Origin of the sequence: Terribacillus saccharophilus (assembly GCF_002272075.1) — a bacterium.
GTDB classification, from domain to species: domain Bacteria; phylum Bacillota; class Bacilli; order Bacillales; family Amphibacillaceae; genus Terribacillus; species Terribacillus saccharophilus_A.
In genome coordinates this window covers 51,245-75,056 of the sequence record NZ_NPBJ01000021.1, presented here as the reverse complement: position 1 = coordinate 75,056, position 23,812 = coordinate 51,245, and the positions used below count along the sequence as shown (strand labels likewise).

At 41.9% G+C, this 23,812-nt stretch carries 22 protein-coding genes; 10 read left to right on the top strand and 12 right to left on the bottom strand.

Annotated features, from left to right (window positions below):
• Positions 1–2: 2 nt before the first annotated feature.
• Genes CHH48_RS10655 through CHH48_RS10640 form a run of 4 tightly spaced genes read right to left on the bottom strand, consistent with a single transcriptional unit; the run spans position 3 to position 3,348 of the window.
• Positions 3–323, bottom strand: a complete 321-nt coding sequence (locus CHH48_RS10655) for an EamA family transporter (RefSeq protein WP_245840372.1) — start codon at positions 321–323, stop codon at positions 3–5.
• Positions 310–666, bottom strand: coding sequence for an EamA family transporter (locus CHH48_RS10650; RefSeq protein WP_095219369.1), 357 nt, complete (start codon positions 664–666; stop codon positions 310–312). Before CHH48_RS10650 ends, CHH48_RS10655 begins: the two co-directional genes overlap by 14 nt.
• A complete protein-coding gene (locus tag CHH48_RS10645) occupies positions 632–2,380 on the bottom strand; it encodes a DUF6020 family protein (protein ID WP_095219370.1) in 1,749 nt (582 codons plus the stop codon). Before CHH48_RS10645 ends, CHH48_RS10650 begins: the two co-directional genes overlap by 35 nt.
• Positions 2,380–3,348, bottom strand: coding sequence for a glycosyltransferase family 2 protein (locus CHH48_RS10640; protein WP_095219371.1), 969 nt, complete (start codon positions 3,346–3,348; stop codon positions 2,380–2,382). Before CHH48_RS10640 ends, CHH48_RS10645 begins: the two co-directional genes overlap by 1 nt.
• Positions 3,349–3,641: 293 nt before the next feature.
• Here CHH48_RS10640 and murJ point away from each other — a divergent pair, with 293 nt between their 5' ends.
• The 5 genes from murJ (at position 3,642) to CHH48_RS10615 (ending at position 8,844) form a co-directional block, all read left to right on the top strand.
• The gene (gene murJ, locus CHH48_RS10635) at positions 3,642–5,153 is read left to right on the top strand and encodes a murein biosynthesis integral membrane protein MurJ (RefSeq protein WP_095219372.1); all 1,512 of its coding nucleotides are present in this window, start codon (positions 3,642–3,644) and stop codon (positions 5,151–5,153) included.
• A gap of 32 nt (positions 5,154–5,185) precedes the next feature.
• Positions 5,186–6,568, top strand: a complete 1,383-nt coding sequence (locus CHH48_RS10630) for an O-antigen ligase family protein (RefSeq protein ID WP_176466432.1) — start codon at positions 5,186–5,188, stop codon at positions 6,566–6,568.
• 34 nt (positions 6,569–6,602) lie between these two features.
• Positions 6,603–7,079 (top strand): PssD/Cps14F family polysaccharide biosynthesis glycosyltransferase, encoded by a 477-nt coding sequence (gene pssD / locus CHH48_RS10625; RefSeq protein ID WP_095219374.1) that lies wholly within the window; start codon positions 6,603–6,605, stop codon positions 7,077–7,079.
• Positions 7,076–7,555 (top strand): PssE/Cps14G family polysaccharide biosynthesis glycosyltransferase, encoded by a 480-nt coding sequence (gene pssE / locus CHH48_RS10620; protein WP_095219375.1) that lies wholly within the window; start codon positions 7,076–7,078, stop codon positions 7,553–7,555. The genes pssD and pssE overlap by 4 nt, the downstream gene beginning before the upstream one ends.
• A gap of 197 nt (positions 7,556–7,752) precedes the next feature.
• Complete coding sequence (locus CHH48_RS10615; RefSeq protein ID WP_095219376.1) at positions 7,753–8,844, top strand: glycosyltransferase family 4 protein; 1,092 nt, start codon at positions 7,753–7,755, stop codon at positions 8,842–8,844.
• A gap of 61 nt (positions 8,845–8,905) precedes the next feature.
• Here CHH48_RS10615 and CHH48_RS10610 read toward each other — a convergent pair whose 3' ends face one another.
• Both CHH48_RS10610 and tagD read right to left on the bottom strand, forming a co-directional pair.
• On the bottom strand, positions 8,906–9,985 hold the full coding sequence (locus tag CHH48_RS10610; protein ID WP_245840368.1) for a CDP-glycerol glycerophosphotransferase family protein: 1,080 nt from the start codon (positions 9,983–9,985) through the stop codon (positions 8,906–8,908).
• Positions 9,986–10,097: 112 nt separating this feature from the next.
• The gene (gene tagD / locus CHH48_RS10605; RefSeq protein ID WP_038564171.1) at positions 10,098–10,496 is read right to left on the bottom strand and encodes a glycerol-3-phosphate cytidylyltransferase; all 399 of its coding nucleotides are present in this window, start codon (positions 10,494–10,496) and stop codon (positions 10,098–10,100) included.
• A 387-nt stretch (positions 10,497–10,883) separates the two neighbouring features.
• Between tagD and CHH48_RS10600 the strand changes: the two genes are divergently transcribed.
• Positions 10,884–13,010, top strand: coding sequence for a CDP-glycerol glycerophosphotransferase family protein (locus CHH48_RS10600; protein WP_176466433.1), 2,127 nt, complete (start codon positions 10,884–10,886; stop codon positions 13,008–13,010).
• 38 nt (positions 13,011–13,048) lie between these two features.
• Here the strand turns inward: CHH48_RS10600 and CHH48_RS10595 are convergent, their stop codons facing one another.
• Complete coding sequence (locus CHH48_RS10595; RefSeq protein ID WP_095219379.1) at positions 13,049–14,596, bottom strand: glycosyltransferase family 2 protein; 1,548 nt, start codon at positions 14,594–14,596, stop codon at positions 13,049–13,051.
• A 189-nt stretch (positions 14,597–14,785) separates the two neighbouring features.
• Here CHH48_RS10595 and CHH48_RS10590 point away from each other — a divergent pair, with 189 nt between their 5' ends.
• Positions 14,786–15,511 carry a WecB/TagA/CpsF family glycosyltransferase gene (locus tag CHH48_RS10590; RefSeq protein ID WP_342747547.1) on the top strand — a complete coding sequence of 242 codons (726 nt, stop codon included), beginning with the start codon at positions 14,786–14,788 and terminating at the stop codon, positions 15,509–15,511.
• Positions 15,512–15,545: 34 nt separating this feature from the next.
• Here the strand turns inward: CHH48_RS10590 and tagH are convergent, their stop codons facing one another.
• From tagH to CHH48_RS10575, 3 genes are all read right to left on the bottom strand, one after another.
• Complete coding sequence (gene tagH / locus CHH48_RS10585; protein ID WP_095219380.1) at positions 15,546–16,325, bottom strand: teichoic acids export ABC transporter ATP-binding subunit TagH; 780 nt, start codon at positions 16,323–16,325, stop codon at positions 15,546–15,548.
• A gap of 15 nt (positions 16,326–16,340) precedes the next feature.
• Entirely contained in the window at positions 16,341–17,186 is an 846-nt protein-coding gene (locus CHH48_RS10580; RefSeq protein ID WP_095219381.1) for an ABC transporter permease, read from the bottom strand.
• Between the two features lie 164 nt (positions 17,187–17,350).
• Complete coding sequence (locus CHH48_RS10575; protein ID WP_095219382.1) at positions 17,351–18,685, bottom strand: LCP family protein; 1,335 nt, start codon at positions 18,683–18,685, stop codon at positions 17,351–17,353.
• 250 nt (positions 18,686–18,935) lie between these two features.
• Here CHH48_RS10575 and CHH48_RS10570 point away from each other — a divergent pair, with 250 nt between their 5' ends.
• The 3 genes from CHH48_RS10570 to CHH48_RS10560 all read left to right on the top strand — a co-directional run bounded on the left by CHH48_RS10570 (position 18,936) and on the right by CHH48_RS10560 (position 19,595).
• Entirely contained in the window at positions 18,936–19,163 is a 228-nt protein-coding gene (locus CHH48_RS10570; protein ID WP_093880544.1) for a DUF1659 domain-containing protein, read from the top strand.
• A gap of 25 nt (positions 19,164–19,188) precedes the next feature.
• Positions 19,189–19,398, top strand: coding sequence for a DUF2922 domain-containing protein (locus tag CHH48_RS10565; RefSeq protein WP_095219383.1), 210 nt, complete (start codon positions 19,189–19,191; stop codon positions 19,396–19,398).
• Positions 19,399–19,460: 62 nt separating this feature from the next.
• Complete coding sequence (locus tag CHH48_RS10560) at positions 19,461–19,595, top strand: YvrJ family protein (protein ID WP_077307232.1); 135 nt, start codon at positions 19,461–19,463, stop codon at positions 19,593–19,595.
• 23 nt (positions 19,596–19,618) lie between these two features.
• Here the strand turns inward: CHH48_RS10560 and CHH48_RS10555 are convergent, their stop codons facing one another.
• Both CHH48_RS10555 and CHH48_RS10550 read right to left on the bottom strand, forming a co-directional pair.
• On the bottom strand, positions 19,619–22,630 hold the full coding sequence (locus tag CHH48_RS10555; RefSeq protein ID WP_095219384.1) for an ATP-binding protein: 3,012 nt from the start codon (positions 22,628–22,630) through the stop codon (positions 19,619–19,621).
• Between the two features lie 16 nt (positions 22,631–22,646).
• Positions 22,647–23,765, bottom strand: coding sequence for a response regulator (locus CHH48_RS10550; RefSeq protein ID WP_095219385.1), 1,119 nt, complete (start codon positions 23,763–23,765; stop codon positions 22,647–22,649).
• Between the last annotated feature and the right edge of the window lie 47 nt (positions 23,766–23,812).

Below are 23,812 nucleotides of genomic sequence, written 5' to 3'. Positions count from 1 at the left end.
TTTCATAGAACAAGACAGGCAGCGCCGGCGACAAGCAGGCCGACACCGAATATTTGCCGCAGGCGAATATTTTCTTTTAAGAAGTAATACGACAGCAACAGTGTCCATACATAGGTAATAGCGGTCAGTGGGAAGACGACAGAATAAGGCAGCAATGTGAGCACATAAATGTTGATCAATGCAGCGGACCCATAACAAGTGAGACCGATTAGAAGCGTACGATAGGTGTGTGTTGATGGATCACTGGCTCGCTTGAAGAAAAATCCACCGCCAGCTCCAAGCATCGTACAAGAAACTAACAAGATCCAACTAATTCTCTCCACCCCCAATCAGGATTGCCCCAACGATAATCAGCGCAGTCCCGATAATATGCATGGCAGAGATATGCTCATCCAAGAAGATAGAACCCATTACTAATGCAAAAACATAACCAAGGCTCAGCATTGGATGCAGCACACTAAGCTTGCCGAAACGGAATGCAATCATCATGGTAACTGCTCCTGCTCCATAACAAACACAGCCGATCAGGAGGGGAATATTTATTTCCCCGTCCGCAATTTTCCATAACAACTGACCGACACTTGTGCATACTGCTGACAATAAGATTAAAGCAATACCGAGCTTTTGTTTGCTATGACTGTTGTGTTGGGGTTGCGCGTTCTCCATAGCTAGGCTCCTTTCCTTTCTTGTACAAACAAGCAAAGAGAAGGAAGAAAATACTCACCATGCAGTTGCTAACTTGGTAGCGATAATCCTGAGCCGGCAGTCCGACAAACATCGTCCCTGTATTGAGCAGGACAGGCAAAATTGGCAGCCAGGCAATCGCCCCGAGTTTACGGGAAGCTATCAAACTGAACAGGACGATGAGAATGCTGAACACGACTGGTCGCCAGAAGAGCTCTTCCGTATGGTAGCGGGATGTTTCCAGTCCATATTCTATAACATCATATAAAGTCTGACTCACCGGCTTTGTTTCCAAGCCCATACTGTTTGGATCAACATCGATTGTATAAGGGTTTGTATAGCCATCAATAGGCTTGTTAATTTGCCATATAAGAGAGGTTTGCTTCAAATAAGCCTCTATGACGATAGCAGGATTTTGCTTCACAATCTCGAACCAGACCGAAATGTACTTACCCATATCTGCCACAATAACATCATCCTTAAAATTATCATGGAACTTTATTCGATCTGTTAGATATGGATTATACGCATCCCAGTCATCAATCGGCAGTATAGTATCCAAATAAGCAAGCTGCTCTTCTGTCAGCTCTCCATCCTGGGACACGACTGCAGCAATTTGCTGCGTCGGAATACTCATCGACTCATTCGGATTGGCAGATTGGATGTTGTAAGCCGTAAATACTGGTCCGGTGACGACAATATAAAGCGCGGAAACCAACACGAGCGGTGTCAGCAGCTGCTTCCAGTTTCGTCGATACGCAATGAGCATGCCAATGGCCGTTAAAATGGCAATTGGCAATCCATTATTACGGAAGAATGCAATGCCTAGAAGCACAATCGTAAATGTTGCAATGCCACTCCAAGTCCGAAGATTTTTTCCTTCCTGTAGCACTGTTTTCATGACAAAGAGTGTCAAGAAGACGATGAAGGTGCTATAAACAACATCTTTCCAAAGAATGGTGGAGAAAATGCCGTTGACCGGCAGTACTGCCCATAGAAGAACGGCAATCCAAGCGATACCCTTTCCAAGTCCAAACTGACGGAAGGAATAGATTCCATAAGAATAAACAAACGACATGAGCAGAATCTGGAATATGACAATGATAGCAGGGGAATCCCAGATCATTGTTAATACTAAGATAACCATTGTGTAAGCAAATGGATGCCAGTTATTGAACTCCATGTTCTCTACTTGCCGCCAATGGTTCAAGGAATCGGGACTCATATTACCCGGGAAGAAGGCGAGCAAGTAGAACATCCAGACGAGTATCATCGGCAGCATATACCACAGGATTTGCCACCTGCTTACCGTCGTTTTCTGCCACATATAACCTCCACGCAGCAGGATAAAAGCAATGAAGGAAAAGAAGCAGAAGATCGTAGCAAGTGAAATAAGATCCACAAGCACTGTCTCATACCAAGGGCGATTGATGAACAGCGGCCAGTCAATTAAGCTGATCAGCGTGTAAACAGACAGCAATATGATGCCTATCATTATGTAGCGTTTCTCCAGCACAGACTGGAGAATTTGTTTACGAAAAGTGAGAAAAGCATAAAAGAAACAAATACTAATAACAGAAAGAGCAGCATATTTCAAAAGAGACGTATCCTGCCGTGCCTGCATTATAGCCAATACAGAAATAGTGGCTGCAAGACCTGCAGCCACACTGATCAAAAGGTTTCGAACGCGCGTCATTACAGGGAGCCTCCAGTTCTGGTCATACCTTGGACCGGTCTTGGTTTGTTATCTGCCTGGATCCGGTTCAATTCCAATTCGTATTGTTTACGCTGATTGGAAGCAACAGTATCCAATATCGCACCGCAAGCGAAACTTAGCACCGAAAGGACAACTAATCCAACCGCGAGAATGGCCGAAGGAACACGTGTGATGAACTCGGTCACGAAATATTCAGCAATGACCGGGATACCGACAGCTAATCCAAGTACAAGAAACAGAAGGGACCACGCTGTGAAAAAGAGCATCGGTTTATATTCCTTGAACAAGGTGAAAATCTTATAAAGCACTTTGCGGCCGTCAGCCAACGTATTCAATTTTGAATAGCTTCCTTCCGGACGGTCCCGATAAGTAATAGGTACTTCGACGATTGCAAGCCGCTTATCGAGTGCATGGATAGACATCTCGGTCTCGATCTCGAATCCGGGACTCATAATTGGCATTGTCTTGACAAAAAGACGGTCAAAGGCACGGTAGCCTGTCATGATATCGCTAAGCTTCTTTTTATATAGGAAGTTGATGCAGTTCTTCACCATCGTATTCCCAAGGTTATGGAACTTGCGCTTATTCTCTTTTAGGTATGTGCCATTCGACAGGCGGTCACCGATGACCATATTAGCACGGCCTTCCTGTATCGGTGCAATCAGGTCATGGACGAATTCAGCTGGATATGTATTATCCCCATCGACCATTACATAACAATCCGCTTCAATGTTTCGGAACATAGAACGGACGACATGTCCCTTACCCTGCTGGTATTCGTGACGAACAATTGCGCCGTGTCTTCGGGCAACCTCACTCGTCTTATCTTTTGAATTGTTGTCGAACACATAGATATCTGCATTTGGCAGCTGGTTCCGGAAAGCATCGATAACATCACCGATTGTTTGTTCTTCGTTGTAGCATGGAATCAATACAGCTATTTTCAATACGTACACTCCATTCCTTTTCTAGGATATGTCGAACCAAGTCTAGCAAAGGATTATTGTGCAACTGTTAACTAATGGTGAAGTAATTGTAAATAGTATGAATATACGAATATTTTGTAAAGTTATCTCCTAGCCCAGTTACTGGAAGGGTTTAAGGTACCTTAACTACTGTGACCTACGTTAAGATACTGTAAATTGCCTTGAAACGCCTTTCTATTCAGTCTTATAATTTAGCCAGCAATACGCATCCCAGGAGCTTTGTGCTGCATGGGCAAATAGAGAGAGGTCCTATCATGAAGTCGAAACTTCGCATCGCCAGTTTACTACTGCTATTCGTGACCCTCGTGCTAAAAATATCAGGGTTAATCCGGGATATGCTGATAGGCTATTATTTCGGATCAGGCAGTGAAGCGGACGCTTATCTTGCGGCATTCGCATTGCCGAATATGTTTATCTTGTTCCTGACAACAGGGATGAAGAGTGCGTTCGTTCCAAGTTATATCAAATACAAAGAAAAGAGCAGAGGGCTTTCGCATCTGCAGGATGTATGGAAAGGGACACTGCTGTTCAGTTTGCTGATCTCGGTTGTTTTCATCGTTATCGCGCCAATATATATTCGTCTTCTGTTTCCGAATCTAACAGGCGATACAGCGCAGATGGCAACGATCATGACGATCATTTTCCTTTCATCGTTATTATTCGTAGGCGTTAATGCTGTGCTCGAAGCGTACTTCGATGCCGAGAACAAATATTATTTATCGGTATTGGCACAAGCAATCGTGCTCTTAGGAACAATAGGAAGTGCTTTGCTCTTCGCTGATGATATAGGAGCCTATGCTTTTGCATTCGGTAACTTGGCAGGCGTAATTCTAAGCTTGCTTTTCAAGCTGGTGCTTTTGATTCCAAAACGCACACTAACGTTACGGAGCAAGATCGATTGGGCGGAGAACAAGCGATTTTATGGAATCTTCATTCCGGTAGCACTTACTGCGATGATTGGCCAGATTACACTGCTGATTGATAGTTCCTTTGCTAATATGCTTGGCAGAAGTTTCGTTACATATTTGAATTTCGCTAAGAATCTGACACAATTCCCACAGAATATCGTCGGAGTCAGTATTGGAACAATTATATTCCCTATGCTTGCTGCCGCCTATGCCAAACAAGACATGGATGCTTTCAAAGCAAACATTACACGCGGTTTGCAGATAATGTATTTTGTACTGCTGCCTGTATTGACTGGCATGATGCTCTTGATGCCGGAGATCGTCTCCGTCTTATTCGAAAGAGGAAAGTTCAACTCTCATGATGTAGGGGAGACGAGCATCGCAGCTTACTATTACTTCGGAACCATCTTATTCTACAGTCTGGTAATTATCGTAAACAATGGTTTTTATACGATGGAAAAGGGACATTACATGATGCGGCTAGGGTTCCTATCTATCGGTTTGAAGCTCTTGCTCAACTACTTATTTACAGAAAGCTTCGGTTTCATCGGTATCCCGCTTTCTTCATCTGTGACAGGATTAATCTATGCAGTCGCCTGCTTCCTTATATTCAGGAAGCTCACGGGTGGAATACCTATTAAAGGGATGCTGGCGGATGTGGCCAAGACAACTGCCAGTGTACTCATCATGGGAATCGCTGTCCTCTTTATTAAGGGGACATTGAGCGATGTACAGCCTATCCTGACAATTCTTATCTGTTCAGCAGCCGGTGTCATCGTATTTCTGATCTGCGTATTCCTGATGAAAATCAAATCATTCTACATCCTATTGGGAAGAGGCGGCTCCGCTGCTAAGTAATTGGCAAGAGTGGCACGAAGGAGGACAATCATTTGCAAGCTCTGACACAGAAACTCAAGGACAATTATCATATATTCGAAAAGCTGTTCATTTTCTTCATTTTGGCTCAGCCGTTTCTAGACCTGCTGTCGTACTTCTCGATACCGGTTTCCAATCCAATTCGGCTGCTCGTCATTCCGATTGGAGCATTGTACATGCTTAGCTACCCAGATCGGCGCTGGAGCAGAAATACTTTCATTTACATGCTAGTGCTGGCTGTCTATTTTGCCATCAACTTCGGTGTCAATATGATTTGGAAGGATCCTGTTTCAGCGGCAGGTGAATTGACATTTATCTTGAAAACATTCTTCTTCATCACTGCCTTACTCGTTTATGTGATGATTTTCCGTCATATCGGAGAAAATAGGGAATGGAAAGCGATTGTACCGAAATATCTATTTATTAACACAAGTGTTGTCAGTGTCGTGATGCTTATAGCGGAACTCACTGGTACAGGGAAGAGGAGCTACGATTATTTGGAAAAGCAAGGTCATTCTGGCTGGTTCTTTTCCGGTAATGAAATCAGTGCCATTTTAGGTATGGGTTTCTGTGGAGCAATCATCTACTATCTGTTCATAAAGAAGGGCCTTCTGGCGCAAATTATCTGTACAGCACTTATAGCCGTCATGATATGGGCGATGCTGACAATCGGAACGAAAGTCGCATTTGGAGCAGCACTGCTTGTATTAGGGATGGCCTTCCTATTGCTCCTTATACAAGCAATAATCAAACGCAATAACTTCATTCAAGCAGGTGTTGTCCTAGTTCTGTTAGCAGTGACCGTCTTCGTATCGCCTGAAATGCCAATAGGTAATAACCTCGGTTTGTCGGTAGATATGGCAAATGAAAAGGCAGCACAGCAGCAGGAACAAGCAGAAGCTCCGCCATTGCCGGAGGAAGAAGGTGGGGAAGTTCCACCTCCTGGCAGCGTCAGACAGTGGAGTTCCTGGCAGCTCATGGCGTTGAATGGGCGGGAAGAATTCTTTGGCACTGTACTTTATTATTTTGAACGGGCACCAGTCATCCAAAAAGTATTCGGTATGGGAATCGGCGGGAACTACACAGGGGGTGAACCGAGGATCATCGAGATGGATATCTTGGATTGGTTCTTCGGCTTCGGATATCTCGGGACATTGATCCTCGTACTGCCACTGCTGTTCGTTATCGGCAGTATTCTGGTATTCATATTCAAGCAGCGATTCCGTACAGTAAGCGCAACAGCTTTGTTCAGTGGTGTGGGAGCTTGTATCGGTCTTGGTGCAGCATTCATTGCCGGCCACATTTTATCGTCACCAGCATCTGGATTTTATCTGGCGTTGTTCCTCGGGTTCCTGTATGGATTGGTCAAGCAGAAGCCGGAGAAGTTCTTTCAATAGCATCTCACCTTAACTGAAATGGAGCGATTCTGTGATGAAAAATAAAAAGAAAAAGTTGCTTCTGATCTCTTCCATTGGCGGACACTTAACGCAGCTTTTGCAGCTGGAACCGCTATTCAAAGAATATGACTATCATATCGTGACAGAAAAATCCGAAATTACGGAGCAAATGAAGGGCAAGCACCCGATGAGCTTTCTTGTTTACGGAGCGCGTAATTATCCTTTTCGCTATATATTCAAGTTTAGTTATAACATCATAAAATCGATTTTCTTATTCTTGAAGCATCGTCCGGATGTCGTCATTTCCACAGGAGCACATACATCCGTGCCGATGTGCTACATTGCTAAACTGTTCGGGAAGCGGGTCATTTTCATTGAGAGCTTTGCGAAGTCCACTTCACCGACCATTTCTGGAAAGCTGATTTATCCGATTGCCGATTTATTCATTGTTCAATGGGAAACGATGAAACAGATTTATCCGAAAGCGGTCTATGGGGGGTCCATCTATTGATACTGGTCGTCTTAGGTACCCACGAGCTTCCATTCACCCGTCTGCTCGAAGAAGTGGAACGGCTGAAAAGAGAAGGATTCATCACCGAGGAAGTTGTCGTTCAAGCTGGACACACGAAGTTTGACAGTAACCTACTGAAGATTAAACCATTCGTTAACTATGAGGTCATGGATCAGCTGATGGAGGATGCCCGGCTTGTTATCACGCATGCTGGCACCGGATCGGTTATCTCCGCCTTAAAAAAAGGAAAAAAAGTCATCGCAGCAGCCAGACTGAAAAAGTATGGAGAACATAACGATGATCATCAGCTGCAGCTAATGTCCATCTTCTTGGAACAAAAGCATATCCTTAGTTGGGGAGAAGGAGAGGACCTGGGCAAGATAATACAGGAAACAGAGAGCTTCGAGCCAGAGCCATTTCGATCCGGAAAAGAGCGAATGTTCACGATTTTAAGCAACTTCATTAAAGAAGCTTGATAAAATGTAAAAGAAATGTAAAGGCACTTGACCCAGTTATGATGTAAACTTTACATTGTGTGTAATTGTGTTTTGTCAACAGAAACATTATAATAGTACAGAACCTACGCAGAATACTGTCGAAATCTAGTAAATTATGATACTTGGACTATAAAAGCATATTTGGAACGATTTGCAAGCTATTTAGGAGGATACAAATGGTACACATAACGCCTTTAATCATAGCGTTGGCAGTTTGCTTCATTCTTTCGATCGCGCTGACGCCTATGGTGAAAAAGCTGGCATTCGCAATCGGAGCAACGGATAAACCAAACGCTAGAAAAGTACACCAGAAAATTATGCCGCGACTGGGCGGATTGGCCATTTACATCAGTTTCATTATCGGTTATCTAATTTTCATGCCACATGATTCGAACACAGCACCAATCCTGATTGGTGCAACAATGATCACGTTGATTGGTATGTTGGACGATAAGTTCATGCTTTCTGCAAGAGTGAAGCTTATCGGACAGATTGCAGCTGCAACTTTAACGGTCTTGGGCGGAATTCAGATCGACTTTGTAACATTGCCATTCACTGGCCGTATCGAATTCGGTGCTTGGGCGATTCCAATCACGATTCTGTGGATTGTCGGTATAACGAACGCCATCAACTTGATTGATGGGTTGGATGGATTGGCAGCAGGAGTTTCAGCTATCGCGTTATTCACAATCGCTATGATAGCAATAAGCATGGGTAACCCAATTTCTGCAATGATGGGTGTCCTGCTTTTGGGCAGCACACTTGGCTTCCTAGTTTTCAACTTCCACCCGGCTAAGATATTCATGGGAGATACAGGAGCATTGTTCCTCGGGTATATGATTGCTGTCCTATCCGTAAGCGGTTTGTTCAAAAACGTCGCATTGTTCTCCTTGATCGTGCCAATCATCATTCTTGGCGTACCGATCTTGGATACGACATTTGCCATTATCCGCCGGATTGTACAGAAGAAGCCTTTGTCAGCACCAGATAAGCTGCATTTGCATCACTGTCTGCTAAATCTAGGATTCTCGCATCGTCAGACTGTTATAGTAATCTATGCAATCAGCGGAATCTTCAGCATTACTGGTGTCCTTTACACAGAAGCTACCATGTGGGGATCGGCCATCCTGATTATTGCCTTGGCAATAGTAATTGAATTGATTGTCGAAATTACTGGATTGATTAGCGATCGCTATCGTCCATTACTCAATATGGTAGGTTTCCCGAAAGTGACAGAAGAAGAACGACGCAAACAGCATCAGCAATAAACGAAACCCTTCTCCAGTGGAGAAGGGTTTTTTGTACACAACAAACTACACGCTGATAACATCAGCGTGTAGTTTGTGTAGAAGGATTGGCTGTAGCAGCAACGGCCGGATTGGACGTGTACATTACTTGTACCAGCTGCTCACTAGCGTGTCCGTTCGAATATTGGTTCCACTGCTTCGAGAAAGCCTGAACCTTCTCCAGCTGGAAGTCACTCTTTTTAATTACTTTGATGAGTGACTTTGTATCTCTGACCATTGGTCCAGGTAATGACTCGAGATATTCGTCTGACACACCGCGTTTTTTCTGATAATCCTCCAAATCATACGTAAAGAAGATAATCGGACGATTAAGCAGAGAATACTCAAATGGTATCGAAGAATAATCGGTAATCAAAATATCCGTCACTAGTAAAAGCGGGTTGATATTTTTGTAGTGTGTTACATCGATTACGAAATTTGGATAATAGTTTGCTAGATCCCATGTAACAGCAGGGTGGAGGCGCAGGAATAATACATACTCCTGCCCCAGCTCACGGTATAAGCGTTCGATATCAAGTTCTATCTTAGGCTTGGCCAGCTCATCATCTCGGTAAGTTGGAGCATATAGGATGACCTTACGCTTCTTGATAATCGGATATTGCTCGGTAATTTCTTTTTCGATTTGCTCGATTTGACTATTGTCAAAGAAGAAGTCCGTCCGTGGCATACCAGTTCGCAGTATATTCGCATTCGAAAGTCCGAAGCTTTCCTGGAAGATGGATGCCATTTTTTCAGAACCGACGGTTACATATGTGAAGCGGCTGTATACTTGTTTAAATCTTTCCTGAGCCCTTGGACTTCTTGTTTGAACAGAAGGATCTGTCAAACCAAATTTTTTCATCGCACCTGCTGCATGCCACAGCTGTATACATGTGACATTCGGTTTGAAATCAGTTACGGCAAGAAAGCCAAAATAATTATCTACCATCACGACGCGCGAAGTGGCCAGATGATAGATACCTTTTAGAAAAGCACTAACATTCGTCATGGAAAATGGTACAATCTCCGCATCTAGATCAGTAAATTCTTCCCGGCAGGAAGGAGTCTTTAATATGACTATTTCTCCCGCGTTCCATTTTTCAAGCGATTTAGCTGTATACAAAACATTATCCCCAAAAGAGGAAACCAAGGTGGTTTTGTTCTTTTGGGGAAATAGCTTGAAACATATGAATAGCGTTTTGAAGAACGCTAGATAGAGAGAAATAGCTAATTCTCTAACCATTATCCACTTCTAAAAGATCGTCTTTGATCTTAGAAGTAGAGATACCAACTGTACGTGGCAGGTAAACAACTTCACAATGGTCTTTCAAGAAGTCGAATTTACCTTCCCAGTCACTGCCCATGACGAATACATCAACATTATGGTCCACAACGTCGTGGACTTTCTGATCCCAGTTCTCTTCTGCGATTACTTCATCCACATAACGAATCGCTTCAAGGATCATTTTGCGGTTTTCAAAGCTGTGATAAGACTTCTTGTCCTTCAGCTTGTTGAATTCATCAGAAGAAATTGCCACAATCAGATAATCGCCCATTTCTTTCGCGCGGCGAAGTAAATTCACATGGCCCCAGTGCAACAAATCAAATGTACCGTACGTAATTACTTTCTTCATTGTTGTGCCTCATTTCCTTTTGTAGTTTGGTTTTTCATATATAAAAGTTGTCTGCATCTTCATTGTCACAGTGTAAATTATACCTCATAACATTTACACCTGATTAACATTATATTTACATTTTAATTAAATTTCAAGTCTGCTATTATAATAGAATGCAAATATATGCGTGAAATGTCGAATATGCGAGCAAAAATGCCTATGTTTCCTATATTTGGTCATGAAAATGTATAATTGACCCAATATGAAACAAGCTAGGTTAGAACTAATTCCGCCATTCTTAATACAAAGGATATGTAAAGAACTTTACAAAAGCATTGTTGAATTACCTACATATGAAATTTATAATAAGGAATGGATTTGCTAGTCGAGAGGAGAAAGTACTGCATGGAAAACATCAGCCTTAGAAACAGGAGAGCCGTGGCTATACATTTTGAACAAGATGTATATACCTTGGAAATCCCGTTGCGAGCTAGTTACATTGCTGATTATGAAACGTATCGATTCTTATTAATTAATCGGTACTCTGAAGAAGAACTTTATTTAACATTTAATGAGGATCATACGATAGATGACTATACCGTATGTAAAGTTCAAGTGGAGCCTGCTCTGCACAATCAGCTGCTAACTGAAGGGGATATTTGGGACCTTTATATAGAAAGAATTAATGAAGAGCAAGTAAAACGTGCAAGAATCGCGAATAAACCAGAACATCTTCAATTCCATAGTTATTTTATCCCGGGTACTGAAAAGGTGTTTTATCCATATCGTACGGGAAAAGGAAATATTTCTTTCCGGGTCAATGACTACGTGTTCTTTGCTAACTTGGAAGAGATACATTTGAAAAAGACTGGGCAGCTTCATTTTTCGGGATCTTTTAATTATGCGCCGCTATATCGGAATGACCGATATGAACTGAAGGAACTGAAGCTCATCGTAACGAATAACTTGGATGAAAATGAAGAGCTTGTCCTACCGCTTGAAATAAGAGAGCGGATGGACTTGGCAGATTTATATAATGGAAATGCGTTATTGCAGCATTCTGGTTTCGAGGGTTCATTTGACGTTGCTTCCCAAATTGATTTGAATAATAAAAAATACTTCAAATTCTATCTTGAATTAACTTATTCTGATAATGGTGAAATCAAGACTATCAGAAGTATTCGCATGCGCCATCTTAAGAAAGATCGTACGCTTCCCGCTATTGCAAAGCTAAATAAAGGCGGAAAGAAATTCAAGATTCTCACGAAACTAACTAAGAAATCCAAGTATTTATCTGTTAATACTTCTGAATACTTTTTCATCCGTGAAACAGCATCACGAATGAAAAGGAAATGGGTTAGCATTAGGCGAGGCAGGTTTTTGAAAAACAGCTATAAGAGCGTATTCAAACTGCTGGGCAGCATTCTTCCAGTAGACAAGAAACTAGTGATATTCGAAAGTTTCCTAGGCAAGCAATATAGTGATAATCCGCGTGCTATTTATGAATACATGCAGGAGAATATGCCGCAGTATAAGTTATACTGGAGCTCAGATCGTCGTGCAGTACCTTATTTTGAAGGAAAAGGCGTTCCTTATGTACGTCGTTTTTCCGTCCGTTGGCTATTTTTAATGACACGTGCTCGTTATTGGGTATCAAACAGCCGTTTGCCTTTATGGATCCCTAAGCCAGAGCATACAACGTACTTACAAACATGGCATGGAACTCCTTTGAAGCGTTTGGCTGCGGATATGGATGAGGTCCATATGCCAGGCACCAATACAAATTCTTATAAACGTAATTTCCTTTACGAAGCATCAAAATGGGATTATCTTGTGTCTCCTAATAATTACTCCAGTGAAATCTTTGCTCGGGCTTTTGGTTTCGATAAAACGATGCTGGAAACAGGATATCCAAGGAATGATTTTCTTTATACACATAACACTCCTGAAAACATTGCTCTTCTAAAGAAGAACTGCGGTATTTCAGAAAATAAGAAGATCATTCTCTATGCTCCGACATGGCGTGACAATCAGTTCTACCAAAAGGGTAAATACAAATTCGATTTGGAATTGGATTTGAAGCGCATGAGGGAAGAATTAGGGGACGAGTATGTTGTTGTTTTAAGATTGCACTACCTTGTTGCAGAGAATCTGGATCTATCGCATTACGAAGGGTTCGCATATGATTTTTCTAAACATGAAGACATTAGAGAGCTCTATTTGATGGCAGACATGCTTATTACAGATTACTCTTCTGTATTCTTTGATTATGCTAACTTACGACGCCCTATGATGTTCTTTGTATATGATTTGGATGATTACCGGGATAATCTGCGAGGATTCTATTTCGACTTCGAAGAAACGGCGCCAGGGCCACTGTTTAAACATACGGAGCAGATAATCAATGAAGTGAAGAATATAGACACATACGGCTACCAGCCTACAGAAGCGTTTGAAGCGTTCTATCAAAAGTTCTGTTATTTAGAGGATGGAAAAGCATCTGAGCGAGTTGTTCAGCAAGTATTTAAATAAAAGAAGACCTTCTGCATATTTGCAGAAGGTCTTCTTCTTTAAGATTCAATAGACAAGCCAAGGTTGGAGTTGACCGTAGTATAGAACTTATAGAGACGATCATTGAATTTGACTTCATCTTCTTTAGAGATGTTAATCTTTTGGTATTCATTGTAGCGGACAAAGATACCGTAGCTTCCTTTGCTGAACTGTTCTAGCTGAGAGAAGCTTAATTCAGCATGGAATTCATGTTCGTTAATTCGTTTTAGAGGCACTGTGGTCTCGTCTGTTACATCTTTTCTGCTTCGTATAAGCAATTCTGATACATTCTCTAGGAAGTCTCCATAAATTCGGAGGCTCAACAGATAATGATCGCCAACCTGCTCACCGTATTTGAATGTTGCCAGCATAGGGACACGGATAAGTGTAGGAGACTTTTCAAGTTTTTTGCAAATCATATAAGGCATACCATCGTCTTCCACTACATAATCCTTAATCTTTTCTTTTTTATCCCATCGATAGAGTTTTTCCAACTGGTCATACTTTCCTTGAATAAAGAGTTCATAGGCGAATTTATTGATTGGATGGAAGAAATTATCTGCCATATTATATTGCAGATCTTTCGCTGTAGCTAAAACCTCATCGAATTTATCGAAGTAAGGCTGTTTATCTTCGCTTTTAAGGAAGTGCCAGCGATTGAATAACCTTGTAATTGAATCGAACTCATAGAGACGATTCAATATCATTTTCTCTTTATCAGTATCCAGATTCATTGCTCTGACGTGGTGTATGACTGCAAGGTTGCAATCCATCTTCTCCATAACATCTGTCTGTTTCGTCAAAGAAGCATCGTTTTCATCTGCGCGATTGAGGTAATACAGAACCTTCCTCGTAGTTGAAATTGTTTTGCTGTTTACTAATACATCAATGAAGAATTGCTTGTCTTCAGCAAATTTCATTTTAGGATACTTGATATTGTTTTCTTTGATTACCGATGTACGAACCATCCGCGCACGAGGTCCTAAATGCTGAAAGATATGCGGGATTGTATAAGGTGAAATACTTCTGCGTTCTGCCACAGATTCATGCTCACCAACAATTTTCATTCCTTTACTGCCTACTTCCAATGTCTTACCAACGATATAGTCATCGTTCGTTTCTTCTAATATATTGAACATCGTCTCTATTGCATCTGGTTCAAACCAGTCGTCTGCATCTAAGAAAGTGATGTAGTCTGTAGTAGATAGTTCAATCCCTAAATTACGCGGATGAGCAGGAGTACCCGTATTCTCCTTTAAGAACACAGCTGTTATGCTGCTATTTTTATTGGCATAGTCCAGCAAAATCTCGCGAGATCGATCAGTTGAGCCATCATCGACGAGGATGTACTCAATGGTTTTATGCGTTTGATTCAATACGGAATCAATTGTTTTTTCGATAAATGCCTCGGCATTGTACACAGGTGTAACGACAGTTACAGTATTTTTCGCTGGTTTACGGAAAAAGGACTTCTTGTTTTTTAGGAAATAGCCTTTTTCGTTATAGATTATCTTATTTTTACGCTCGAATTCTTCGCGTGATAATGGCGGAGTCTTAATCTCTTCCATAGTAACCCTCTTTTCACACATAATTATCTCTAGCTTTTACTGTTTAACTATATCATAGTCTGATATGTAAGCCTAAATGTAAAGATAAAGGCTATTTGTTAATTTATTATTAAGATTGTATAAAGGGTGGATTCATGGCATAATTAGTGGGTCTATATAAATGGTTGAACCATTGAAAGGTTGTATATTGTGTCTAAAATAGATTATGTGACCGTTATGGATATTCCTTTTAGCAATCTAACACAAAAAGAACTGTTAAAGGAACATATCTATCCTCGTATAAATAAAGAAAATAAAACATATATAGTAACTGCTAATCCAGAAATAGTGATGCAGACAAGAATCGATGACGTATACAAAAATAGTGTCAAACAAGCAGATTTTATTATACCTGATGGAACTGGTATCGTGATTGCATCTAAGATTCAAGGCAACCCGATAAAAGAGCGAGTGACAGGTTTTGATCTGATGTTCAAGCTGCTGGCTTACGCGGAAAAAAATCAATTAAGCTGTTATTTTCTTGGTGCAAAGCAGGAAGTGAACGATCGTGCTGTAGCTAAAGTAAAAGCACAGTATCCTGGTATAAAGGTTGCAGGTCAGCATCATGGATACTTTACTAATGATGCTGAAGTGGCACAGAAGGTCGCTGTTGCTAAACCGGATCTTATCTTCGTTGCAATGGGCTTTCCTCGACAGGAGAACTTTATTGCGGCAAGTCTGCCTTTGTTCAATAAAGGTGTCTTCATGGGCGTGGGAGGAGTATTTGATATACTTGCTGGAGAAATGAAGAGAGCGCCAAGACCTTGGATAAAATTGAATTTGGAATGGCTATATCGTTTGATTAAACAGCCCTTCCGCTGGAAACGTATTTTAAAAGCATTCGAATTTATGTTCCGTATTCTAATTCGAAGATAAAAAAGACAGCCTCTCGGCTGTCTTTTTTGCATTGTCAGGAGTTTGTTACTCGTTCCCTGTATTCATTTTTTTCTTGCTTGGACATCTTTTTGTACTCATCCAGGAAGCTCTCATATTTCGGGATAACTTCTTTTACAGAGCCGTACTCTCGCACTCGTCCGAATTCCAGCCATAAAATCTTGTCGCAGAATTTCTTCATTTGGCCGATGGAATGGCTGACAAAAATCATTGTTTTGCCACGGTCTTTGAATTCATGCATCTTGTTCAGACTTTTTTCTGCGAAAGCTTTATCTCCGACAGATAAAGCTTCATCGATGATAAGAATCTCTGGATCGATATTAACAGAAATCGCAAAGCCCAACCGTGATTTCATACCACTGGAATACGTTTTTACAGGCTGATCAATAAACTTCTCTAGTTCGGCAAATTCGATGATCTTAGGTTCAAGTTCTTGAATCTGCTTGTTATTCAGACCTAGCATCAAACATTTAAGTTCTATGTTCTGTCTGCCTGTCAGATCATTTTTTAAGCCAGCAGACACCGCAATGAGAGCGGCATCCCCATTTAGAGTGACAGTTCCTTTTGTTTCAGGCACTATCCCAGCGATAATATTGGATAACGTAGACTTACCAGAACCATTTATCCCTACAAAACCAACGACATCTCCTTTGTAGGCGGTAAAATCCACATCATGCAAGGCGTAGAAATCTTCCCCATATGACTTAGGGAAGATAATGTCTTTAATACGGTCTGAGCTCTTACTATATAATTTATATTTTTTACTAACGTTTTCAACAATAATTGATTTATCCATAAAAATCCCTTTCGTTTACAGAAAGTCGATAAAGTGTCTGCGGAAACGCATATGCAAAGCTGCTCCAATTACGAACAGTACAATCGTAATAAACCAGAAGTATAGTGTGTATTCCCAGGAGCTGACTAAATACCAGCCGTGCTGGCCTAATATAGCTGCACGATATCCCTCAACAAGATAGAATAGGGGATTCAATTTCATCAGCAATACGAGTTTACCTCCAAGTACATTTCCTAAACTGTTGGAAACCCATAGAATTGGCGTTAAATAGAGTACCATACGTAAGGTTGCTTGTAAGAGCAATTGTATATCACGAATGAGCGTTGTTAAAGTCGTCATCAATAATACGAATGCATACGTAAAAGCAAACGTAGCAAAGATGAAATATGGTAACTGGATTGTGTAAATGCTAATTGGATATCCAATGAATTGCATAAGGATAAGTGTGAGTGCTACTAATATCAAATGCGGGTAAAACTTAGAAAAGATTGTGATGTTCGGAATGACACTCATCGGGAAATTCATTTTTGCCAACAGTCGCAAGCGCGTATAGATTGATTTAGATCCTTGCGTTGCAGCTGGCTGGAAAAACATCCAAACAATCAAACCGCATACAAGCCACGGGAGGAATGGAATCCGATCCCCGCCTGATGGGTTTTCCGCGAACCTTCCTTCTCCGCCAGATATAAGAAAACCGAAAACGAACCAGTAGATCGATATCTGAATGAGTGGATTCAGAATCTCCCACGCCAATCCAAGATAGTTAGCATTATTGTTATTCCTTAGTTCATAAAGCGAAATACGTCGAATGAGATTAAAATGCTTGAATTGTTCCTTAAGAACAGTAATTGCTGATTTCATGAGAAAGTCCTTCCTGCTAGGATGTTCTTTTTTATTCAGACCCCTTAAATTATACTAGCAACAACAATAGAAAACAATTTTAATTTACACTACCTTTACAATGATGAACCATGATATGACAAAAGGAACTGCCACCCGGAAGAGGGGTGGCAGTTTTGTTTTGTTTATGGTGTTATAGTACTTCCTGTCGAATCAACAGAAGTGCTGTCATTTGTCGTGGTCTCTGTTGTATCTTCATATGTTGTACCACTTGTAGAGTTGGTGTCTGTACTAGAGCCGCCTGTATCATAGCTTGAAGTCCCGGTACTTCCACCTGTCGTTGAGTCACTAGTATCGGTAGAACCAGTTCCTCCAGTAGTTCCGGTACTGCTGTCAGTTGTACCAGTTTCTCCTGTTCCGCTGCTTGTAGTACCAGTGGAATCAGTTGTTTCAGTACTGTCAGTTGTACCTGTACTATCATCATAAACACCGCTGCCATCGGTTTCCACACTATCTGTATCTACTTCCTGAGACAGATCAAGATGCTCACGAAGCTGCTTTTGGATATCTGCCAGAGAAGTTGGATCAACTTGGTAATACCAAATACCGTCAGATAGCTTACCGCCGGTGCCATCAAGGTTCAATGTGTTAATCTTCAGGTCATTGCTTGTACCATAGGAGATGAAGCTCTTAATCTGATCGAATGTAAGACTTGTGCTTAGGTTGTCGCCTACATCCTGAATTAATGCATCATATTTAAATACTGATCCAGCGGATGATGCTTTTGTGATCATTGCCTTGATGATTTCCTGCTGGCGTTTACCGCGTTCGATATCGTTATCGTAATGTCGGGTACGTGCAAGGGCTAGTGCTTCTTCGCCATTAAGCTCCTGCATTCCTTCTTCTAAATGAATAGCATCTTTCTGATCCTTCGAGTTCTGTTCATACAGCTCGTATGGAACTTCTACATCAATACCACCTAGTGTATCGATGATATCCATGAAGGCATTAAAGTTGATTTCTGCATAATAGTCGACTGGTACGTTAAGGAAGTTTTCAACCGTCTCCACGCTAGCCTGGGCACCGCCATAAGCGTGTGCATGGGTGATTTTCGTTTGGCGATCGACTTCAGGTACGTACACGTATGAGTCACGCGGGATGCTTAAAAGATCGACGCTATGTTCTTTCTTATTGAAAGTAGCAAGTATCATCGCATCGGAGCGGGAATTTCCTTCATCGCGTGTGTCACTGTCGTCCACTCCCATGAATAGAATCGAAACATTGTCCTCAACGGGGTCAACTGCTTCTTCTCTCAACGCTGATTTGTCACGTGTATCTGCGACATGGGCTTTTTCAATGGCACTGGCTGCGGAGGTCCATAAATGAGCAGCATATGCTGCTCCGCCTGCTCCAAGGATTAAAACGGGGATAAGGAGCAGCATCAAAATTCGTTTTTTATTTACTTTTTTCTTCACTGTTCGCCTGGGAGGCTGTGGTTGGTAAGGTGACCTTCTTCTCATGATTAAACTCCTTTATTTACTGATGTATCTGTATGTTTATTCATTAATTTTGCTGGTAAAGTCTACCTGTTAGCAGAACATGCTAACCTTAATTGTACTATGAAACAGTAACAACGTAAAATTACTATTATATTACAACCCTTTCCCGCTAGTGACTGGGCTTAGGCAGTGCTCATGAATATTTTTCTAAACTTTTTCCACACTTTTTCGGGGCAGGTTCCGATTATAGCTGTGAAAGGAGGGGAGAAACATGGCAGTCATTGCAACCCATAACAAAACACGCCTTAGCATCGTATTGTACGATGGCGTGGATCCGGACACAGGCAAAGACAAATACAAAACAAAATCTTTTAACAACATCAGACTCGATGCGACACCGGATGAGCTGCAGGCATTCGCCGATGCATTGGTACCATTGCAGCAGCGTAATTTGTACGCAGTGGAGAAGAACGACCACTCTATCCTGCGTGAATCTTAATTCGACAAAAAAGGAGGAATAAAGCATGAAGAAGCTAGATTTGCAGTTCTTAAATGAAGCAGGCAAGACTGTGACCATCAGCTTGGAGCAGCCCGTTGAGCCATTCGACGAGACAGCAATCAATCAGGCGATGGATGTTATTCTCGCACAGAATGTCATCGCATCGAGCGGCGGACCGCTTGTCTCGAAAAAAGCTGCCCGTATCGTCGATCGTACCGTACAGGAAGTATTTTAATCCGATGGAGTGCAGCTGCTGCGAGCTGCACTCCTTTTTTAATAAGAAAGGAGGCGTAACAGATGGAACCATGGCTTGCGATCATAAAGGAATTTGGATTTCCGGCAGCTGTCACCTTCTATTTGATGCACCGGATCGAAAACAAGTTGAATACGCTGATTGCTTCCATCCATAGTTTGCCGGAGAAACTGAAATGAAGAAGAAGACCAGCTTCCCTAAGTTAAGGGGTGCTGGTCTTCTTCTTTCCTTCTGTTAGCTCTGTTAGCGGAACTGTAATCTGTATAGTTGTCCCAAGGCCGGCTTCGCTGCATAATAGCAGCCCGCAGCCATTTAATTTTTGCAGACGGGTATGAGTATTGATCATGCCGATGCTATCTGTGTGTCCTTCAGATGTATTCAAGAATCGCTGTTTATCGGGCGGAATGCCAACTCCGTCATCTTTAATGTGAATGATGGCATTGTCTTCTTTTTTAAATAATTGAATGAGGATAGAACCACCCTCTTCTTTTGGCTGCAGCCCATGAAGGACAGCATTCTCAACTAAGGGCTGCAGTGTCAGGGGAGGGATAAAGAATTGCAGTTCGCGGTCTATATCCCACTTCACTTGAAGCCTTTCGCCAAATCGTTCCTTCTGGATATATAAGTAGGAACGTACTAGATCCAGTTCCTCTTCTATAGGAATGGTGCTCGATAAATTTTTTCCATTGAAACTAGTTTGCAAGTAGTTGCCAAACTCCTGAAGCAGACGCATCATGCGGTCCGTATCGATCGTGCTCAGTGCTGCGATTGTATTCAACGTATTAAAGAGAAAATGTGGATGAATCTGCGCTTGCAGCCATGCTGCTTCCATACGAAGGCGATCCTCGATCGAACCTTTAAGCTCCAGCATAGATTTGATCCGTGTTTTCATTTCAATCATATCTACCGGTTTTGTGACATATTCATTGGCACCTGCTTGGAAACCCGCATAAACATCTTCAGGCTGCGAGCGGGCTGTAAGCAGTAAAACTGGTAATTCTGTAAGGTTGTATCGGCTGCGGATCGTTTTCGTCAATTGGAAACCTGATATTTCCGGCATCATCACATCGATGATTAGTAGATCCCATTTCTCAGCGTCTAGTTGTTGGATGAAATCGGCTGATGATGCAGTTGTGCTGATGTGGTAGCCATCCACTTCCAGAGCTTGTTTAAGAATCATTAAATTCACGGGGTCATCATCTATCGCAAGAATACGGTAACCAGACACAGCTGGAACAGCTTGTTCCGTGAGCTGTTCCGCTGCGGCAACCTCGGTGAATGGAATATTTCCAGTGATAGATTTATCCTTCTGTTCCGCAGCGAGTGGTAAGCTGAGTGTAAAGACAGAACCTTTTCCCAGTTCTGATTCTGCGGTTAAAGAACCACCGTGCATCTCGGCCAGCTGTCTGCTGATACCAAGACCAAGACCGATCCCCTCGCTTTCGGAAATAGAATTATTTCCTTTCTCGTAAGGAAGGAAAATGCGTGTTTGCGTATCCGAGTCCATTCCGATACCAGTATCCATTACCTTAACTTGGAGATACGATTCATCTGCTGAAACCTTGATTGTGATGCTCCCTTCCGGCGTAAACTTCAACGCGTTATGAAGCATATTTGTCACAATCTGTGTGACTCGATGTTCATCTGCATATATGTAAGGAAGGCTTTCCGACATTCGCATATGTATTGTTACATTCTTCTCATCCGTCATAAATCGGAGCATATCCACTGTTCCAACCAAGATTGGTTCAATGGAGATAGAAGCAGGTTCGAGACGGACCTTATTGGACTTCATCTGGGTAACGTCAATCAGATCGTTTATAAGATAAGACATCTTCCGGCTAATTGTTTGAATCAGTTCGAGCTGATATCTGCTGCGATTTTTAAGCTTATCTTCTTGCTCCAGTACACTTTGAACCATATTCATCATCCCATGCAAAGGTGTGCGTAGCTCATGGGATGTGTTCGCTAAAAATTGATCTTTTCGTTTTTGCTCTGTTTCCAATTCCTCGATGTATTGCTTGTTCTCTGCTTCCGTCTGGAAAAAGCGGAGGAACCAAAAGCTGCAGAAGCATACTAATGCAAGTGTAATATCGAAAGGATAGAAGCCAGCCTTGATGGCAGCCCGCAGGGTATCCTCCAAGATTGGGAGATTACCTACAAATATAGTCCAGGCTACATGAGAGACAACGGCAGCACCAGCGAGAAACAATGGCAAGGCTCTCTCTCCGCTAAGAAAAACAGTACGGAATAAAATCAAAAAGATGATGGAGAAAGCTATTGATAGGGAAATAGCAATTCCAATAACATATCGCACGATTTCTATCGGTGCTGCAAGAATATAGATCAAGTACGCTGTAAACAGGAAATAAAGAATTTTAAATGGCCATTTGGAAGCAGCTTTTGTGAAGGTAAAGACAACAAAAAGCAGAAAGAAAAAGCTTAAGCCAATATAACTGAAATAAACTGTTCTTACATACCATTCGTGACTCAGTGGCATCACATAACCCAAGGTATTGTAATCGGAAGTCACAACAGCTATGCTCGCCAATAGAGCTGCTATCGAAAAGAATAAGGTGCCAATTTTCTTTGGTTTCATTAAATAAAGTACAAACGCATACAATGCGTGGATAAATATGATGGCACCAACAAAAAACTGGAGTAAGCCTGCTTGATATGTCTCCTTTTGAATCTGCTGGGACGAGCCAAATTTCACGTTGATCAATGACCGTGCCCGCTCATTGCCGTGGAATTCATCAAACGTGAGCCTGATTTTGAGTTGACCGTTCTCATCTGCTCGTAAATCTGTAACAGAGACAGGAGTGGCCGGCCCTTTTTCGGAGTCTGTTGTTTGATAAACGAGCTGATCGTTGGCATATACCGAGAAATTGGAATAAAGAGATCGTACGGACAGAGCATAGCGGTCAACTTGCTCACCGACTTGTATAGTCATTTCATAAGTACCTGCAGCTTCTGCTTGCATATACTTTGGAAGCTCTGTATAGAGAGGATTATCAGATTTGCTTGTCTGCTTCCAATCTCCATTCAGTGCTATAGAATGACTGTTTGAAAAATCAACTTGGCGTGCATCCAACTGTCCTTCAGCTGCCTCAGGCTGAACATCAGGTGTCTGTGTTTGATACCAGACCATTCTTCCCAACGTCAAGACAACTGCAAAAGCTATAATGATCATCAGTTTCGTGCTGCGTTTCATATTGTCCTCCTGCTAGTCAAGCCTGCATATGCCGTTCTCTCCACGATTCGTACCAATCCACCAGTTCTGCTTCCGGAGCAATATCAAATTCTTCCTCCAGCATCTGCTTTAAGCGTTCATACTGATTCACAACTTGACCGGATACCCCAGAAATATCATACACATGTATGAGTCGTGTATAACTGTGCGCAATATACGGGTAATCCGATTGCATACGCAAGTAAAGCGAGATGGCATCTTCCACGATGTTCTGCTCCTCTAAATATAAACCAACCTGTGTAGCAGTTTTATACCAATTCTCTCTCAGCTGTCTCTGCTCCGATTCTGCCCAAGCGTAAGCTTCTGCAGAGAAATAATCTCCTTTGTATTCCCGGAGGAGTCTTTGATAACTGGTTAGAGAATGCTCAGTCAATGCCGGCAGTTGCGTTAATTGATTCCGCCATTCCATAACGTCAACTTCAGCATCTCCTAAGTGAAGCTGGTAGCACTGATTGGCGCTGCTCAATGACAAGCCGGGAACCGATGCAGACAATGTCTTCCGGATAACATAGATAGTGGAATACAGCTGTGTAAAAGCCTTCTCCGGTTCTTTCTCTACCCAGAACTCTTCAATCAGTACATCTTTGCGTACGGGCTTCTCTGCATGATGAAGCAAAAAGCAGAAAACCTCTTTGGCTTTGGAAGTTCTCCATTGAACAGGCAATGTCTCACCATTCTGAAGGAATTGTAATGTTGGCATACAGTTGATGCGTATAGGTGCATGAGATGCATTTTTCTGCACTTCCGTGTCCAAGCGGTGGATCGTCTTCCTTAATCTATCTTTCTGAATTGGCTTCACAATATAATCCAGGGCATTTAATTCAAACGCCTGAACGGCATATTCATGGTAGCCAGTAACGAATACAATTGGTAAATTCGGATGTTCTTCTTGTATGGATGCTGCAAGTTCGACGCCATTTACAGAGCCGATTTTTATGTCCAAAAACAGCAATTCAGGTTTCTTCTCCTTAATTCTTTCCATCAATCCTCGCGATGTCTGGTAAGCACCGACAATCTTAAAGTCTCCAATGCTATGTAATTGTGTTTCGAGAAATTGCAGCGCTAACGGCTCATCGTCTACGAGCATTATTTTCATACTATAGCCTCCTGCATAGAGTCTTCTAGCTAGTATTATAACAATCT